At 55.6% G+C, this 17,478-nt stretch carries 11 protein-coding genes; 10 read left to right on the top strand and 1 reads right to left on the bottom strand.

Translation table 11 applies throughout. The features are described 5' to 3' along the window. The first annotated feature begins 74 nt into the window (after positions 1-74). From GSQ86_RS19140 to GSQ86_RS19175, 8 genes are all read left to right on the top strand, one after another. Positions 75-3,359 carry a TonB-dependent receptor gene (locus GSQ86_RS19140; protein WP_158751797.1) on the top strand — a complete coding sequence of 1,095 codons (3,285 nt, stop codon included), beginning with the start codon at positions 75-77 and terminating at the stop codon, positions 3,357-3,359. A 158-nt stretch (positions 3,360-3,517) separates the two neighbouring features. Next, complete coding sequence (locus GSQ86_RS19145) at positions 3,518-4,819, top strand: efflux RND transporter periplasmic adaptor subunit (protein WP_158751798.1); 1,302 nt, start codon at positions 3,518-3,520, stop codon at positions 4,817-4,819. 27 nt (positions 4,820-4,846) lie between these two features. Further along, entirely contained in the window at positions 4,847-5,566 is a 720-nt protein-coding gene (locus GSQ86_RS19150; protein WP_158751799.1) for an ABC transporter ATP-binding protein, read from the top strand. A gap of 170 nt (positions 5,567-5,736) precedes the next feature. Further along, on the top strand, positions 5,737-6,441 hold the full coding sequence (locus GSQ86_RS19155; RefSeq protein ID WP_158751800.1) for an ABC transporter ATP-binding protein: 705 nt from the start codon (positions 5,737-5,739) through the stop codon (positions 6,439-6,441). Then, the gene (locus GSQ86_RS19160) at positions 6,438-8,429 is read left to right on the top strand and encodes a TolC family protein (protein WP_254062494.1); all 1,992 of its coding nucleotides are present in this window, start codon (positions 6,438-6,440) and stop codon (positions 8,427-8,429) included. The genes GSQ86_RS19155 and GSQ86_RS19160 overlap by 4 nt, the downstream gene beginning before the upstream one ends. A gap of 30 nt (positions 8,430-8,459) precedes the next feature. Continuing rightward, a complete protein-coding gene (locus tag GSQ86_RS19165; protein WP_158751801.1) occupies positions 8,460-9,863 on the top strand; it encodes a sigma-54 dependent transcriptional regulator in 1,404 nt (467 codons plus the stop codon). After that, positions 9,853-11,319, top strand: coding sequence for a PAS domain-containing sensor histidine kinase (locus tag GSQ86_RS19170; RefSeq protein WP_158751802.1), 1,467 nt, complete (start codon positions 9,853-9,855; stop codon positions 11,317-11,319). Before GSQ86_RS19165 ends, GSQ86_RS19170 begins: the two co-directional genes overlap by 11 nt. A gap of 150 nt (positions 11,320-11,469) precedes the next feature. Then, positions 11,470-12,738 (top strand): homoserine dehydrogenase, encoded by a 1,269-nt coding sequence (locus GSQ86_RS19175; RefSeq protein ID WP_254062495.1) that lies wholly within the window; start codon positions 11,470-11,472, stop codon positions 12,736-12,738. Positions 12,739-12,815: 77 nt separating this feature from the next. On the opposite strand, the gene GSQ86_RS19180 is transcribed toward GSQ86_RS19175, so the two are convergent. Next, a complete protein-coding gene (locus GSQ86_RS19180; RefSeq protein WP_305782171.1) occupies positions 12,816-13,868 on the bottom strand; it encodes an aldo/keto reductase in 1,053 nt (350 codons plus the stop codon). Between the two features lie 118 nt (positions 13,869-13,986). On the opposite strand from GSQ86_RS19180, the gene fdhF reads away from it, so the two are divergent. Beyond that, positions 13,987-17,013, top strand: a complete 3,027-nt coding sequence (gene fdhF / locus GSQ86_RS19185) for a formate dehydrogenase subunit alpha (RefSeq protein WP_254062496.1) — start codon at positions 13,987-13,989, stop codon at positions 17,011-17,013. Next, positions 17,013-17,477, top strand: coding sequence for a DUF1641 domain-containing protein (locus tag GSQ86_RS19190; protein WP_158751803.1), 465 nt, complete (start codon positions 17,013-17,015; stop codon positions 17,475-17,477). Before fdhF ends, GSQ86_RS19190 begins: the two co-directional genes overlap by 1 nt. The last annotated feature ends 1 nt before the right edge of the window (position 17,478 follow it).

Consider the following 17,478-nt stretch of genomic DNA (forward strand, 5'->3'; position numbering starts at 1 on the left):
GGTGTGTGGCGCTCCTGGCGCTTTTGTGTGTTGCGCAATGCTTCGTTCTCGCAGCGCAGGAGAACGAGGCTGTTATGCCGACATCCGGCGGCGTGCTCCATAACGCTATTGGTGCCGCGATCGGCGGCGCGAAAATTCGGTTGGCGCGCCAGGGACACGAAGTCGTCGCGGTCACGAAAGCAGACGGAAGTTTCACATTCCAAAACCTGAAAGCGGGACAATATCAATTGTCATTGGAAGTGAGCGGGAAGACTCTTCATCTCGCGCAGCCGCTTCTGCTCGATTCCACTCATGTAGCTGTCATAGTTACACTAGTCGATCAGAATACAGTTGCTGTCAGCTATCCGCAGGAACAGCCCGCAGCCACAGGCGGTGAGCAACTTTCCAGTCGCGCCGTGAGTGAACTGCCGTTGAACAAGCGCGATTTCAGCCAGTTGCTGCTGCTGGCTGCCGGCACAATGACCGACGCGAATGGCGCTACAAATTTCACGCAGCAGTTTGCCATCAACGGACAACGCGGCGTGGAAGCAACCTTTGCGATGGATGGCGCAGATACGAGCGATCCGGAGATGGGCGGCGGCACATTTACCAATTTCGATGTCGATGCCGTGGAAGGCATTCAATCCAACTCGGGGTGGATGCCGGCAGAGATAGGCCGTGGCGCTTCCGGCTTCACCGACATCATCACTCGCTCTGGTAAAAGTGGATTTCACGGATCGGTGTTTGAATTTCTGCGCAACTCAGCCCTGGATGCGCGAAATTATTTCGATCATCCTCCGACAGGAAGAATCCCTCCCTTCCGCCGCAATGAGTTCGGGTTTACGAATGGCGGCCCGGTCGTGATTCCGCACATGTATGACGGACGCGGGAAGACCTTTTATTTCGGCCAATATCAGGGGTTCCGGCAGGTGCTGGGAACGACGCAGGTGCTCGCGGTTCCAACAGCGGACGAACGAGCCGGACTCGACACGAGCGCCTATGCGGGTGACACGCTGTATGTCCCCGTGGATGGACAGATTGCGCAGGTGCTGACGCGGTATCCGCTGCCGAATTATCCGCAGGGTGCATATGGAGCGCACACGTATGCGACTTCTTCAAAGGTCGATACGACTGCAAATCAGTTCTCGATCCGCATCGACCAGAAGATGGACGAGAAGTCGCAGTTGTTCGCGCGCTTTAACTGGGACAATCTTTCCGGGCCGACGACGAATCCCGATCAGACGGCGATCGACCGCAGCTTCGGGGTGGAATATATCGATCATCAGCGCAATGGCGTGCTGACATACAGCCGCACGGTTTCTCCGCGATATTCGTTCGAGTCGTCCATCAGCTTTACCCGAACGACACCGCAGTTTCCCACGCCAAACCATACCGATCCGGCAGTGAAGTTCAACGACGGCTTGTTTGAGGCCTTCAATTCCGCAGCGGGCTCGGTGATGTCGTCGTTTGGAAATCTCTTTCAGGCGCGCCAGAATTTTGCCTACATCAGCGGCAAACACGCATGGAAGTGGGGCGGCGAAATCCGGTTGAATCGCGATACAACGTATTTCGGCACCAGCGTGAATGGCGAGTATGATTTCGGCGGCGGTACCGCATATTCGCCCGTCGAAATAAAGTCGCAAAGCGGTATGCACGACGTTCACGTTGGCGACCCGCTACCGGACACTCTTTCAGGTCTGCTCACCGGCACTCCGTTTTCATATAACGTGGCCGTCGCTCCGCCCTATTTCTCAAACGGATACCACATTGGTCCCGCGGCAATTAACCGTAACAATTTCGCCATGTATGTGCAGGATACGTGGAAGCTGAATGATCGTTTTGTGCTCGACTATGGCGTACGGTACGAGATTTATACGCCGATCGTGGAACGGGCGAAGCGAACTTCCAGATTTGATACGATCGATGGCCAGCAGCAGTTTCTTGTGAATCCGCAGCCGGGCTACCAGACGAATTACACGGGCTGGGGGCCACGGGTACAGCTGGATTGGCGTGCAGCCGAGAAGCTGCATGTACGTGTTGGTGGCGCGATCACGACGATTCCGCCAAATATCTGGCAGGACAACTCACTCACCGGCTCGACGCCTTTCGTGATCTATCCGCACCTGAGCGCGACGCGGGGAGCGCAGTTTCATTACGGCTTCCAGATCACGCCGGATGTGCTGCCGCGCGCCTATACACCTTCTGGCCAGGACATCTTCGCCAGCGGCGACACGAAAAAAGTGCCGGCGAATACGATCTTCGATGTAGACCGCTACGAGCACGACATGGCAGCGTTGACGCCGGGGAATCAGATTACGCCGCTGAACCTCGGCGGGATCGATCGCAAGTTCGGCAATGGATATCTGGGCACGTGGACGCTTGGTCTGGAGCGGCAGTTCGGTCATCTGACCGCCGACGTGGGCTACGTGGGCACGGCTGGCGTGAAGTTGCCCCGCATGACCTTTCCCAATGGCTATCCGGGAGCGAGTCCCGAGTTCGCTCCCCACACGCAGTTCGACAGCGACGGAAATGTGATTGGCGGCTTCGGCGTGGAATCGATTATCGATGACACCTCGCGCTCGAACTACAACGCGTTCCAGACATCGCTGCAAGGCACCTTCCCGCGCGGAGGTCCCGGAGTCCAGGCAAGCTACACATGGTCGAAATCACTGGATGACACCAGCGGAGTGTTGGGCGGAGGCACCGGTTCCACGGGCGCAGTGTCGCAAGTGCTTCCGCAGGACCCGTTTAACACGCACGCCGAGTATGGACCATCGAGCTTCGACGTCGCACACAGTTTCGGCTTGAGCCTGGCACAGGATCTACACCTGGACAGCGCCGGTTTCCTGGAGCCGGTTAGCAAGAAGCTTACCGGCGGGTGGGAGCTGCTGAGCATTTCAACGATTACAAGCGGATCGGTTTTCACTGTGTATTCCGGCGTACAGCAGACCGGCGCTGGATCGAACGGTACCGATCGGCCCGACCAGATCGGGAAGCCGCATCTCTCGTCGGCACGCAAGGTGCGCGAGGATTACTTCGGACAAGGCGCAAATAATGCGTCGTATTTCTATATTCCAATCAATCTGGCTGGCGGAACCGGGCCGAACAGCGGACGCTTCGGAACCCTGTCGCGAAATTCCTTCCGTGGGCCCGCATATTACAACTATGACTTCGCCCTCATCAAAGACACGCCGTTTGGGACACGCAAAAGCGGTAGTGAGCTGATGGATGTGCAGTTCCGCGCCGAATTCTTCAACCTATTCAATATCGTGAATATGGGGCTGCCGACGAATACCATCAAAGGCTCTGGTTTCGGCGAAATCAGCAAAACGGCAGGGACGTCACGTCAAATCCAGTTTTCGCTTAAATTGATTTACTAGCCGCGCGGCCCTGACGGGTGTCCATAAACGGACATTGCATTCCGGAAATGACCATTCAGCAATAAAACAGCTGGAGGGCAGCAGGCACGACGGAATTGAATCTAAAGCGGTTATCTGCAGGGCAAGAAGTGGCGAGCCAGTTGCAATGTCTATAGTCGATGGATATCGCTCGGCCAGATATTAGGAAGAAGAAGTTACGTCGCCAGATTTTAATCGGGGCGATTGGGCTGGTCGTCGTCGCGGCTGCGGCGGCGGCTGTTTACCGGCTGAAACCGGCTGCACCCGGCGTGGATGCCAGCACGGTTTGGCCCGACACGGTGAAACGTGGTCCCATGATCGTGCAGGTGCGCGGACTGGGAACACTGGTACCCAGCGAAGAAAGCATCCGCCTGATTCCGTCTCAAACTGAGGCGACGGTGGTGCGCATCCGTGTTCTGCCTGGAACGAAAGTAGCTCCGGATACGGTCCTGATGGATCTTGCTGATCCGCAACTCGACCAGGAGCTGTTGACTGCGCAACTACAGCTGAAGTCTGACGAGGTCGCATACCATAACCTGCAAGCGACGCTGCAAAGCGCCCTCATGGATAAGAAGGTAGCTGCGGCAACTGTGACGTCCAATTACAGTCAGGCGGAACTACAGGCGCAGATCGACAAAAAGCGCTATGACCTTGGTGTCATTAGCGGCCTTGATTACAACAAGTCGAAGACCTCGGCGGATGCTCTGACCACGCAGAACACGATTTCTACAGAGCAGATCGACATCAATCAAAAAGCTATCCAGACGCAGTTGGATGTGCAGCAGGCGAAGATCGATCAGGATAAGGCGCTGCTGCAGCTGAAGCAGGACCAGAAAGCTGCGTTAGAAGTGCGCGCGGGCATCGATGGTGTGCTGATTTCGCTCGGTCAGGCTAACACTACCGGCACAGCGACAGGCGATCAGCCTTCATTGGGCGTAGGCGCCCACGTTGCTCCGGGAACGACGCTTGCCACGGTCGTGGTACCGAACCAGCTCAAAGCGCAGCTGAAGATCGCAGAAACCCAGGCACACGATATTCTGTTGGACCAGCCGGCGGAAGTTGATACGCATAACGGTATCGTTCCAGGCCATGTCACAAGAATTGATCCCGCCGTAGTGAACGGAACGCGTACGGTTGACGTAAAGCTAGATGGAGCCCTTCCCGCGGGAGCGGTTCCGCAGCTGAGCGTGGACGGCACTGTCGATCTGCAGCGGCTGACAAACGTGATGTATGTCGGTCGTCCGGCATTCGGGAATCCTGACAGCACCATCAGTCTGTTCAAGTACGAACCTGATGGCAAGACAGCGGCCCGGGTGCAGGTGAAGGTGGGCAAGGCATCAGTTACGCAGATTCAGATTTTGAGTGGTCTGAATGAAGGCGATCGGGTAATTTTGTCGGATATGTCGCGGTACGACAACACCGATAAGGTTCGTTTGGAATAGCGGGTGAAAACGAGGAGCGAGGTAGACATGGATAATCCACAGGCGTTGATCAATATTGAAGGGCTGACGAAGGTTTTCTATACGGACGAGATCGAGACGCACGCGCTCTCGGGCATTCATCTCACCGTCAACAAGGGCGAATATGTGGCGATGCAGGGGCCGTCAGGCTGCGGCAAATCGACACTGCTTTCGATTATCGGCTTGCTCGACACGCCGACGGCGGGAAAATATCTGCTGAACGGCCATGCGGTAGAGAACCTGAATTTCGCTCAGCGCTCGCGCATTCGCAACCAGGAGATCGGCTTCATCTTCCAGAGCTTCAACCTGATCGGCGACCTCACGGTTTATGAGAACGTCGAGCTTCCTCTTACGTATCGCACCGGCATGTCGGCTGCGGAGCGCAAGCGGCGCGTACAGGAGTCGCTGGAGCGCGTGAGCATGGCGCACCGCATGAAGCACTATCCTTCGCAGCTCTCTGGCGGTCAACAGCAGCGTGTCGCTGTGGCTCGCGCATTGGCTGGTTCACCGTCCATCCTGCTGGCTGACGAACCTACCGGAAACCTGGACTCGCGCAACGGCGAAGCGGTGATGGAGTTGCTGCAGAATCTGCATAAGGATGGCGCAACGATCGTGATGGTGACTCACGATCCTCGTTTTGCACGCCATGCAGAGCGCAACATTCATCTCTTCGACGGCAAGGTTGTCGCTGAAGGCGATGCACTGGAACAGGTGCTGGAAGCACGGTAAATCAAACATTCTGGGCAGTGGTTTACTCCGCGCATGGGGTCTATGTTGTGCGCTGGGGGTAGATCATTGCCTCAAAAGACGCAAGGAAGGCAGCCGCGGTAAGACAGTTTCACCAATAATGTACCGCGGATGCTTTCTGTTTCGAGAGCGTGTGAAGGAAGTGACACTCCATGATTGAACTGAGAAACATCGAACGCAGCTACAAAACGGGAGCGGGGCAGACCTGGGTATTGCGCCGCATCAATCTCACGATTCAGGAAGGTGAGTTTCTCACCATCATGGGGCCTTCGGGCGCGGGCAAATCGTCATTGCTGAATGTGCTGGCTTTGCTGGATGACCAGTGGCTGGGCGAGTACTGGCTCAAAGACGAGCCGGTGCATAAGATGAACCGCAAGCAGCGGGCTGAGCTGGCGAAGAAGAACATCGGCATGGTCTTCCAGAGCTATCACCTGCTCGATGATCTGACCGTGCAGGAAAATATCGATCTTCCGCTGTCCTACAAAGACATTCCTCGTAACGAGCGGCAGGGACTTGTCGCGGATACCCTGGACCGCTTCCAGATTGTCGGCAAGAAAGATCTATATCCTTCGCAGTTATCTGGCGGACAACAGCAACTGGTAGGCATAGCGCGCGCCGTGATTCACAAGCCGGTGCTGCTGCTAGCCGACGAGCCGACGGGCAATCTGCATTCGAGCCAGGCCAAGGAAATCATGGAGCTTTTCCGCGAGTTAAACGAACAGGGAACCACGATCGTCCAGGTGACGCATTCCGAATCCAACGCCGCTTACGGCAGCCGCGTGATTGAAGTTCGCGACGGCTGGATGGTGAAGGATACTTCGAATCCGGAACTCGGCGCGGAGGTGAGCGCGTCGTGAATCACGGGTCCCGGTTACAGCAACGATTGGCTGCAGCAGCGCTTTGCTGCCTCGTATCCTCCAGCACTTTCGCGCAGACCGCTCCTGCGTCCCAGCAGCAGACCGCTCCGGACGCTCCAGCAGCGCAGCAGGCATCCCCGCCACCTACCATTGCCCAGCAGAATGCGGCTATGCAAGCTTCCGCTCCTTCTGTCGTGCCGTTCCACGTCGAACTGCCTCACTCGCATAATCCTATTTCGCCCTACACGCCGAGCACCGCGCCTTCGTTGAACCTGACGAACTCGCCGCGCCTGCAACAGCTCATCCGCGATGGAAAGATCTATATTTCGTTGAAAGACGCAATCGCACTGGCGATTGAAAACAACCTGGATCTCGCCTACTTCCGCTACAACATGCCAATTGCCGATATGGATATTTCCCGCACCAAAGCTGGTGGCCAGACGCGAGGCGTGAACACGGCAGTCCAGCAGGGGACACAGGGAGGATTCGGATCATCGAGCTCAGGGGCAGGATCGGCATCGTCCGGCGGCGCAACGGCAGCCGGTGCAGGCGGTCTGGTGCAGTCCACTTTAGGTTCCGGTACCCTGGTCAACTCCTTCGATCCGCAACTGACTGTGCAATCTTATGTAGATCACACTACTCAGCAAGAACCGAATGTATTCTCAATCGGTGTTCCACTTTTGAAAGAAAACACCATTGATTTTACGACCCAATACACACAGTCCTTTTCATTGGGCACGAACATTCAGGCTGGCTACATCGGGCAGAGGTATACCGTAAATAGCCCATATTTTGCCGTCAATCCAAATCTCTTTTCGGATTTCCAATTTACTATCAGCCAGCCGCTGCTCGCAGGCTTTGGGTTTGGTACGAACGAGAGATACATCCGGATTGCCAAGAAAAATAAGACGCTTACCGATCTCAGCTTCAAAGCGCAGACGATTGCGACAATCACGCAAGTAGAAAATATCTATTGGGATCTCGTAAATGCTTATCAAGATGAGGTGATCAAGGAACGCTCACTGTCATACGCGAACCAGACGCTTGATGACGACCAGAAACAATTGGAGTTGAAAGCCATTCCAGCTTTACAGGTCATGAAAGATCAGGCTGACGTCGCCGCACGCGAAGGAGACCTCACTGTAGCCAAGGCGGCGTTGCGGTTGAACGAACTGCTCATCAAGAACGCGCTGACGAAAGAAATCGACGATCCTACCCTCGAAGACATGCCGGTTGTGCCTTTGGACCATGAAGGAACGGCGGACGACAACGAGGGAAAAGCGGCAGAGGCGTTGATTGCGCAGGCTGAAAAGAATCGCCCCGACGTTTCGCAAGACCAGATTGCGATGGAAATCGCTCAGGATAACCTGAAGACAATTAAGAATTCGCTCCTTCCATCGCTCTCGGTCTATGGACTTTACGCGGGTACCAGCACCGGCGGCCCGGCTAATCCATATTGCAGCCTGGGGCCCGAAAACTGCTCTACGACATTGCCTCCTGATTTTGCCACCACACTGCAGAACACATTCAACTACACCGCTCCGGAATACCGTGTGGGTTTCAACCTGAACATAACCTTGCGTAACCGAATTGCGAAAGCTGACCAGTTCCGCGCTGTGCTCGAATTCCGCCAGAACCAGATTACTTTCGAACAGCAGAAGAAAACCATCCGTCTCGACGTGCGCAACTCGCAGTATGCGTTAGAACAGGCAAGAGCGCGTGTCGATTCTGCGCAAAAGGCGCAGGATCTGGCTCAGAAGACCTTTGACATCACCAAGGAAGAACAGCAACTCGGATCGAAATCGAGCTATGACACGCTTGCTGCCGATCACGATCTGGCAGTAGCGCAATCGGCGCTGGTGTTAGCGCAGACGGCCTATGAAAAGGCTAAGGTAGATATCGATCGTGCCACCGGCACTACCCTAGACCACATGAGTGTTTCTATCGATGACGCCAAGGCCGGTGTTATCACGCACACGCAGCCGTAAGCTGCCATTAACGGTATACTCAGGTCTTCGATGACCACGACATCTCAACTCGGCGGGGCGGAAAACAACACCGCCGCTCCGCATGTGCCTCGCATACTGATCGCAGACGATCAACCGCATATTCTGGACGCGCTGGAGCTTCTGCTGGAGCCGGAAGCCTTCGTGCTGGAACGGGCGTCTTCGCCCGCCATGGTGATCGAGGCCATGCAATCCGGCACATACGATGCGCTACTTGTCGACCTGAATTACACAAGGGATACGACTTCCGGCAAAGAAGGACTCGACCTCCTCACGCAAATTAAGGCACTGGACAGTCATGTTCCGGTGATTGTGATGACAGCGTGGGCGAACGTCGAGGTTGCAGTCGAGGCCATGCGGCGCGGCGCGAGAGATTTCATTCCCAAGCCATGGGACAACGCCCGGCTGCTAACGGTTCTGCGCACCCAGATCGATCTGCATCACGCTGTAAGACGGGCATATCAATTGGAAGCGGAAAACCGCATCCTGCGCGGGCAGAATCTTCCTGACTTGATCGCCACTGCGGCTGCGATGCAACCTGTACTGAGCACGATCACGCGCATTGGCCCGTCAGATGCGAACGTTCTGATTACGGGCGAGCACGGAACAGGCAAAGAAATCGTAGCGCAAATGCTGCACGGTCTTTCGCAGCGAGCCACGCGCTCGCTGGTTGCGGTCAATACCGGCGCTCTGCCAGAAGGCACCTTCGAGAGCGAATTATTCGGTCACGTGAAGGGCGCTTTTACCGACGCCCGAACGGAGCGGATAGGTCGTTTTGAACTGGCCGATGGGGGCACCCTGTTTTTAGACGAGATTGCCAACGTGCCCATGCGTCAGCAGGCCAAGCTGTTGCGCGTGCTTGAAACCGGTGAGATGGAGCGTGTCGGCTCGTCAAAAACGCGGCGCGTGAATGTGCGCGTCCTATCAGCTACGAACGCCGATCTTCACGTCGAAGTAGAACAAGGCCGTTTTCGCGGCGATCTCCTGTTCCGCCTCAACACAGTTGAGATTCATCTGCCACCACTACGCGAGCGCCGCGAAGATATACCGCTGCTGGCTGCACACTTCCTGAATCGCTATGCTTCGCGTTACCGTAAACAGATGGACGGGATTAATCCTGCCGCCTTGCAGGTGATGCTGCAGCACCCATGGCCGGGCAATGTGCGCGAGCTTGACCACACAATCGAGCGGGCTGTGCTGATGGCGCGTGGGCCTGTCATCGAGACTTCCGATCTGGGATTGAACCAGGCACGCGCCTCCAGCCAGACGCTCGAAGACATGAGCCTGGAATCCGTAGAGAGTATTCTCATCCGCAAGGCACTGACTCGCGCCAATGGAAACGTGAGTCAGGCTGCTGAAGCGCTCGGCTTAAGCCGTGGCGCTTTGTACCGGCGGATGGAGAAATATGGCATCTAGGAGCCGACGAGAACAGAACCACCGGCGCACGGCCGCCACCAGCAAAGTTCCACGAGAAGGAATCAGCTTCGAAGCGAAGATCAAGGTTCTGACCGCTTCGCTCTGCATTCCTATCTTCGTGCTCTCTGCCATTCTGCTCTGGATCGAGCATGTCTCACTGTCTCTGATCATCGGCTCTCTGACGACCTTAGCTCTTGTCGTTCTGCTGGTAGCTTCAATCTTTCTCGAACAAGTGGTGCGTCCGCTGCAAACTCTGGCCAACGTGGTGGCAGCCTTAAGAGAAGAAGATTTTTCCTTCCGCGCTCGCGGAGCCGCTCCTCATGATTCTCTAGGCGAGCTGGCAATTGAGATCAACCAGCTTGCTGATGCTCTGCAATCGCAACGGTTGAGTGCTCTGGAAGCAGTTGCCCTGCTGCGACGTGTGATTCTCGAGATGGACGCGCCAGTATTGGCCTTCGACGAGCAGGGAGCGTTGCGAGTGGTGAATCCGGCCGCGGAGCGTGTATTGCATCTCAACGCGGCGCGCGATCTTGGACGCAATGCCGGCGAGCTGGGACTGCGCAGGATTCTGGATGAGCCCGATGAAGGCATTACGGCGATCGAAGCCCAGGGGCAACAAGCCCGCTGGATGGTGCGGCGCAGCAGCTTTCGCCAGCGCGGCGTGCCTCATACTCTGCTGGTGCTTTCCGATGTCAGCAGTGCACTGCGCGAAGAAGAGCGCATTGCATGGCGCAGGCTGATTCGCGTGCTGGGGCACGAGATCAGCAATTCGCTCGCGCCCATTAAATCGATAGCCGGAACCCTGCGATCACGCATCGCGCAGCTGCCGCCGGAGAGCGCAATTAATTTCGAGCGCGGACTGAACGTTATCGAAAGCAGGGCCGAGGCGCTGAACCGTTTCGTGCAGGCGTATCGGCAACTGGCTCAGCTGCCTGCTCCAGTATTGCGACTGGTTCCTCTACCGGCGCTTCTGGATCGTGTCGCCGGGCTGGAAACGCGTCTTACGGTAAATGTAGTCGAGGTGCAGCCGGTGAATTTGACGGCAGATGCGGATCAGATCGAACAGTTGCTGATCAATCTGGTGAAGAATGCAGTCGAAGCAGCGGTGAATGACCGCGAAGAAGCAGGACTGGTGAGCGAGCCTTCAGTCACCATCCGCAGCCGCGTTGCCGGAGATATGGTCTCAATTTTTGTGGAGGATAATGGGCCAGGATTGACGAATCCAGGAAACCTGTTCGTGCCCTTCTATACAACAAAAACTAATGGAAGCGGCGTCGGCCTCGTACTGGCGCGGCAGATTGCCGAGGCCCATGGCGGTTCTCTTGAATTGCGAAACCGGGTAGATGCCATCGGTTGTCAGGCCGAGGTGAGAATTCCGCTTACATCGTCGGACAACTCATCGGGAGAAACGCCTGATTCTGTCGAAATGGACGACATATCCCTGCGGCGTATTTGAGACCGCTTACGGCGCAAAGTTTTCTATAAGATTGAAGTGTAATTCGTGCGATTTTGGGAAATTACTGGGCTGGTTACAGCAAGCGTGCCGCATACGTTTCGCTCAGATTTGAAACTCTAAATAGTTGGGAAGAAGGCAGAGGAAATATCGGTGTCTGACGCGCAAGTGAATCCTTTGAAATTAGCCATCCTGGGTTTTGGAACAGTTGGAAGCTCGGTGGCTCGCATACTTTGTGACGCAAAACCGCAAGGCGTGGAACTGACGCACATCTTTAACCGCGACATTGCGCGCAAGCGTGTCGACTGGGTTCCGGCGAACGTCACCTGGACAGAAAATATCCACGATGTTTTATCGTCACCGGTTGACGTGGTGTTGGAGCTGGCTGGCGGTCTTAACCCTGCAGGCGATTGGGTTCGGCAGGCCCTCGAAGCAGGGAAGTCTGTTGTGACTGCGAATAAAAAGCTGATAGCCGAGCACGGCATCGCTCTCGACAAACTGGCGCGCAGCAAAGGCTGCCATTTATTTTACGGAGCCGCAGTCGCTGGCGGCGTGCCCGTGATTCCCGGCCTCCAGCAGGGGCTGGCAGGCGATCGTATTACGCGTATCGAAGGCATCCTGAATGGCACCTGCAACTTCATTTTGAGCAAGATGGAAGATGGTGCGGAGTTTGCGCCAATATTGAAAGAAGCGCAGGCGCTGGGCTATGCAGAGGCCGATCCGACCGAGGACGTGGCCGGGTTTGATGCACGCGCAAAGCTCGTGATTCTGTCGCGCATCGCACTGCGTGCTGACTTGACCACAGCAGAGGTTCCGGCGAAAGCGATCACCGAAATTGCGGCTATTGATTTCGCCTATGCAAGCGAGTTGGGCTGCACCATTCGCCAGATCTCCAGGTCCGAGCTGCGAAATGGTCGGGTTCTCGCCACGGTGGGACCGATGCTCGTGCCGAAAACGTCGCCGCTTGCGTGGTCGCGGGGTACAGAGAATATGGTTCTGGTAGGAGGAGCTTACGGCGGCGATGTCGTCTTCTCCGGCCACGGCGCCGGAGGCAATCCAACCGCAGTCGCAGTCATCTCCGACCTGCTGGCGATTGCTCACGGTTCACGTGCGATTGATATGCCGAGTCGCAAGATGGATGTGAGCGGAGATTTCCTGCTGCGGCATTACATTCGTTTTATCGTAAAAGACCGTCCCGGAATTATCGCTCAGATCGCTGGAGCGCTGGCGGAACAGGAGATCAATATCCACGCCATCCTACAGAAGCCAGGGCACACTAAGGCAAACCTGCCGTTTGTTGTCATTGTCGAACCGTGTGCTTCATCCGTGTTGAAGCGGGCTTTGGAGAAGATTGCCGGGCTCGATTGCCTGCTGGAGCCTACGCTCGACCTTCAGATACTGGAGCCGGAACCGGAAGTCTGAAGGCACTCCGCGAGAAGAATCTCAGAATAAGTAATAACGATGAGATTCTTCGTCGCGGCAGATGAGGTGAATCCCGCTCAGCTGTGACCGAGAACAGGATGCGGTTCGTAGGGTTCTTCCAGCGCTTTGATTTCGTCGGCATCCAGATGGACATCAAGAGCGGCAAGCGCATCGTCAAGATGATGCATCTTACTGGCTCCCACGATGGGCGCCGCTATTTCCTGCTTGGCCAGCATCCAGGCGAGCGCAATCTGCGCATTGCTTACGCCTCGTTTTTTAGCAATCTCCGTGACGCGATCAACTACAGTGAAATCTGAATCGCGGTAGTAGAGGTTGTGGGCAAAATCATCGGTTTTAGCGCGTGTTGTTTCTCCACGATTTTTCTGATTTCGGTTGCCCGCAAGAAAACCTCTCGCCAGCGGACTCCACGGTATCAGGCCGATCCCCTGATCTTTGCAGAGGGGAATCATTTCGCGCTCTTCCTCGCGATAGACGAGGTTGTAGTGGTTTTGCATCGTAACGAAGCGACTAAGCCCGAGCGTGTCAGAAATGTGGAGCATCTGTTGGAACTGCCACGCATACATCGATGATGCGCCAATGTAGAGGGCCTTGCCAGAGCGCACGACATCATCGAGCGCTTCCATCGTTTCCTCAATCGGTGTTTGATCATCGAAGCGATGAATCTGATAGAGATCGACGTAATCTGTTCCCAGGCGGCGCAGACTGTCGTCAATGGCATGCATAATGTGTTTGCGCGAGAGACCGCGCTGGTTAGGATCGTCGCCCATAGCGTTGAATACCTTTGTGGCGATCACAACCTTGTCGCGTGAGGGGCCGAATTCCTTTAATGCCCGGCCCGTAATTTCTTCGCTCACCCCGAGCGAATACACGTCGGCAGTATCGAAAAAGTTGATGCCCGCTTCCAAAGCGCGCCGGAAGAATGGTTTGCTCTCTTCTTCCTCAAGGATCCACTCGCGCCATTTCTTCGAGCCATAGGTCATCGTTCCAAGGCAAATGCGGGACACCTTCAGTCCGGTCGACCCAAGATTCACAAACTCCATGCTGCCTCCTGCGGCGTTATAGGAATAAAACTTACCTGTTAGATGGAGCGAGCCGCTTGAATGTCTCATTTCTTGGCCAATCCGGCAGCACTCGCGCCTCTGATATATTCTCTTCGCGATATATCAGCGTCCAATATTGGCAGCGATACGTGCTCGGGGTTGCATCCAACCGAACAAAAGGACTCATATGATGCGCGCTACGGAAGCCTCCGGTCACCTTGTTTCGTCCTTGCTGCCTGATTCACCAACAGACCTTCCTGCCGTTGAGATCACGATTGACGGAGCCTTGGCTACGGCCTGCGCCGGCGAGCGACTCATCGATGCAATCAACCGGACTGGTAAAGAAGTACCGCAGGTCTGCTATCACCATCATCTTGGACCGATCCAGACATGCGACACCTGCATGGTTGAGGTGAATGGCAAGCTGGTGCGGGCCTGCGGTACGACTGCGCAAGACGGAATGACCATCGCCACAGAATCGGCGAGAGCCCAGGCGGCCCAGCACGAAGCATTCGATCGCATTCTCGGCAATCATCTTCTTTATTGCACCGTGTGTGACAACAACAACGGTAATTGCACTGTGCACAACACCACGGCGCTGCTGAAGGTGGAGCATCAGAAGCATCCCTACAAGCCAAAGCCATACGAAAAAGACTTTTCCAACCCGTTTTATCGTTATGACCCTGATCAGTGCATTCTCTGTGGACGGTGTGTCGAAGCCTGCCAGAATGTCCAGGTGAATGAGACGCTCTCCATTCGCTGGGAAGACGAGCACCCGCGTGTTCTGTGGGATGGCGGAGAGCAGATCGGCGGATCGAGCTGCGTGAGCTGTGGCCACTGCATCACGGTGTGTCCATGCAATGCGCTCATGGAGAAATCCATGCTGGGCGAGGCAGGATACTTCACTCACTTGCCCGCCGATGCCTTGAACGGAATGATCGACCTTGTGAAAGCAGTTGAGCCGGAGATTGGATACGGGCCGATTCTACAGCTTTCAGAAACCGAAGCCGGCATGCGCCAGGTGCGCGTCAAGAAGACGAAGACCGTCTGCACTTATTGTGGTGTCGGATGCTCCTTTGATATATGGACAAAAGACAGAAACATTCTGAAAGTCGAGCCGGGCGAAGGCGCAGCGAACAACATTTCTACCTGCGTTAAGGGAAAATTCGGATGGGATTTCGTCAACCATAAGGATCGCCTGCAGAAGCCGCTGATTCGAGAAGGAGAAAGTTTTCGCGAGGCGAGTTGGGATGAGGCGCTGGATCTGATAGAGAAGCGGTTCAAGGAGATCAAGGCCGCACACGGACCGGATTCACTGGGCTTCATCTCCTCTTCCAAGTGCACGAATGAAGAAAATTACCTGATGCAGAAGTTGGCGCGTGCAGTCGTCGGCACAAATAACGTGGATAACTGTTCACGCTACTGCCAGTCACCCGCAACGCAGGGACTTTTCCGGACAGTCGGCTATGGCGGCGATTCCGGATCGATCAGCGATATCGGCAAGGCTTCGCTGGTGTTGATTATCGGCAGCAACACAGCGGAGAGCCATCCGGTACTCGCGACTCGGGTGAAGCGGGCCCACAAGCTGCATGGGCAGAAGCTGATCGTGGCCGATCTGCGTGAGCATGAAATGGCTCGTCGTGCGGACATTCATTTGCGTCCGACGCCGAGCACCGACCTGGTGTGGCTTTCAGCGATCACCAGATACATCATCGACAGTGGCAAGGCCAAGATGGATTTCATCGAGCAGTGGGTTAATAAACTCGATGAATATAAGAAGAGCCTTGAGCCTTTCACGCTGGAGTTCGCAGAGCAGATCACCGGTATTTCACGAGAAACATTGATTCATGTGGCGGATGAAATCGCTGCCGCGCCTTCCGTCTGCGCACTATGGGCGATGGGAGTGACGCAGCATTGCGGCGGCTCGGATACTTCAACAGCGATCTCAAACCTGTTGCTCGCAACGGGCAATTACATGCGCCCCGGAACCGGAGCCTATCCTCTGCGTGGCCATAACAACGTGCAGGGCGCGAGTGATTTCGGATGTATGCCGATCTACTATCCGGGATATGAAAAAGTAGAAGATGAAGAGGTTAGAAAACGCTACGAACAGGCGTGGGGTGTGACACTGCCTACCAGCAAAGGCCTCGACAACCATGAAATGGTGGATGCGATCTTCGACGGCAAGATGAAGGGCATTTATCTCTTTGGTGAGGACATGTACAGCGCCGACTCGAATGCGAACCGTGTGGGTGAAGGTTTTTCCATGCTCGACTTCTTCGTCGTGCAGGACATTTTCTTCACCGAGACTTGCCGCTACGCCGATGTGGTGCTGCCTGCAAGTCCGAGTCTGGAGAAGGACGGCACCTTCGTGAACACGGAACGGCGCATTCAACGGCTCTATGAGGCTTTTCCGCCATTGGGTGAAAGCAAGCCGGACTGGGAGATAGTGCAGCTGATTGCAAATCGGCTTGGAGCGCATTGGAAGTACACCCACCCGGCCGATGTGATGCACGAAGCAGCTTCGCTCGCGCCGATGTTTGCAGGTGTCACCTACGATCGCCTTGCCGGATATAAGACGCTGCAGTGGCCGGTGGCGGTAGACGGCACCGATGAGCCGCTTCTCTATACGAAGAACTTCAAATTCCCGGACGGCAAAGCGAACTTCTATCCATTAGAGTGGCTGCCGCCGTGCGATCAGGAAAACGATGAATTTGACCTGCACCTGAATAATGGCCGGTTGCTGGAACACTTCCACGAAGGCAACATGACCTACCGCGTCGCCGGCGTAAAGGAAGAAACGCCTAATCGATTCGTAGAAGTATCGCCGGAATTGGCGGAGACTCGCAGTGTTGTTACCGGTCAGTGGGTCGATATCACTTCCAAACATGGCGAAATTCGTACGCGGGTTCTGGTCACAGATCGAGTCAAGGGCAACCAGCTTTACATGCCTCTCAACTCCCCGGAAAGTCCGGTCAACCTGCTGACAGGGAGTTACACCGACAGGCAGACGCACACACCTGCCTACAAAGAAACGCCGGTAAAGATGAAGGCATTGCCTTGGCGAGGCGAGAATCCGCTGCCTCGCATCAATTTCCGCTACGGCAAACCAACGCCCCAGAGAGGCGTAGAAGTAGAACGCAAATGGAAGCGTGCCGATTACTCGATGCCCGGTAATGAATTGGTTCAGATTCAGACCAAGGGAGCAAAGTAATGGCAAAGCCAATCGAGATACGCCCGCAGCCTCGCAACGCACGTGAGGAGTTACAGCGTCGTTTGGACAACGCTCCCGTAGAGCACGCCGACGCGATGCTTTCCCTCTACGAGTTGCTGCAGCAATTGCATGATTCCGGCACACTCGATCTTTTACGAGGAACCGTGGGAGCAGGCGACGAGATAGTAAATCACGCCGTACGCCTCATCACTCAGCCTGAATCAGTGCGTAGCATCCGCAATGTATTGATCCTGGCAAAGCTGCTTGGAAGCATCGATCCCGAAATTCTGCATCAACTGTCTGAGGCGGTTCCGGCTGCAGTCGAGCAATCCAGGCAAGAAGAGCCGCCGTCCCTATGGGCGCTGCTCAAAAGCTTCCGCTCTGAGGATAGCAGGCGCGCATTAGCGGCTGGAGCAGGCGTGCTTGAAGTCATAGGGCGGCAGCTGAAGAGTACAGATAAGTAGG

The organism is Acidobacterium sp. S8 (genome assembly GCF_009765985.1).
Lineage (GTDB): Bacteria > Acidobacteriota > Terriglobia > Terriglobales > Acidobacteriaceae > Alloacidobacterium.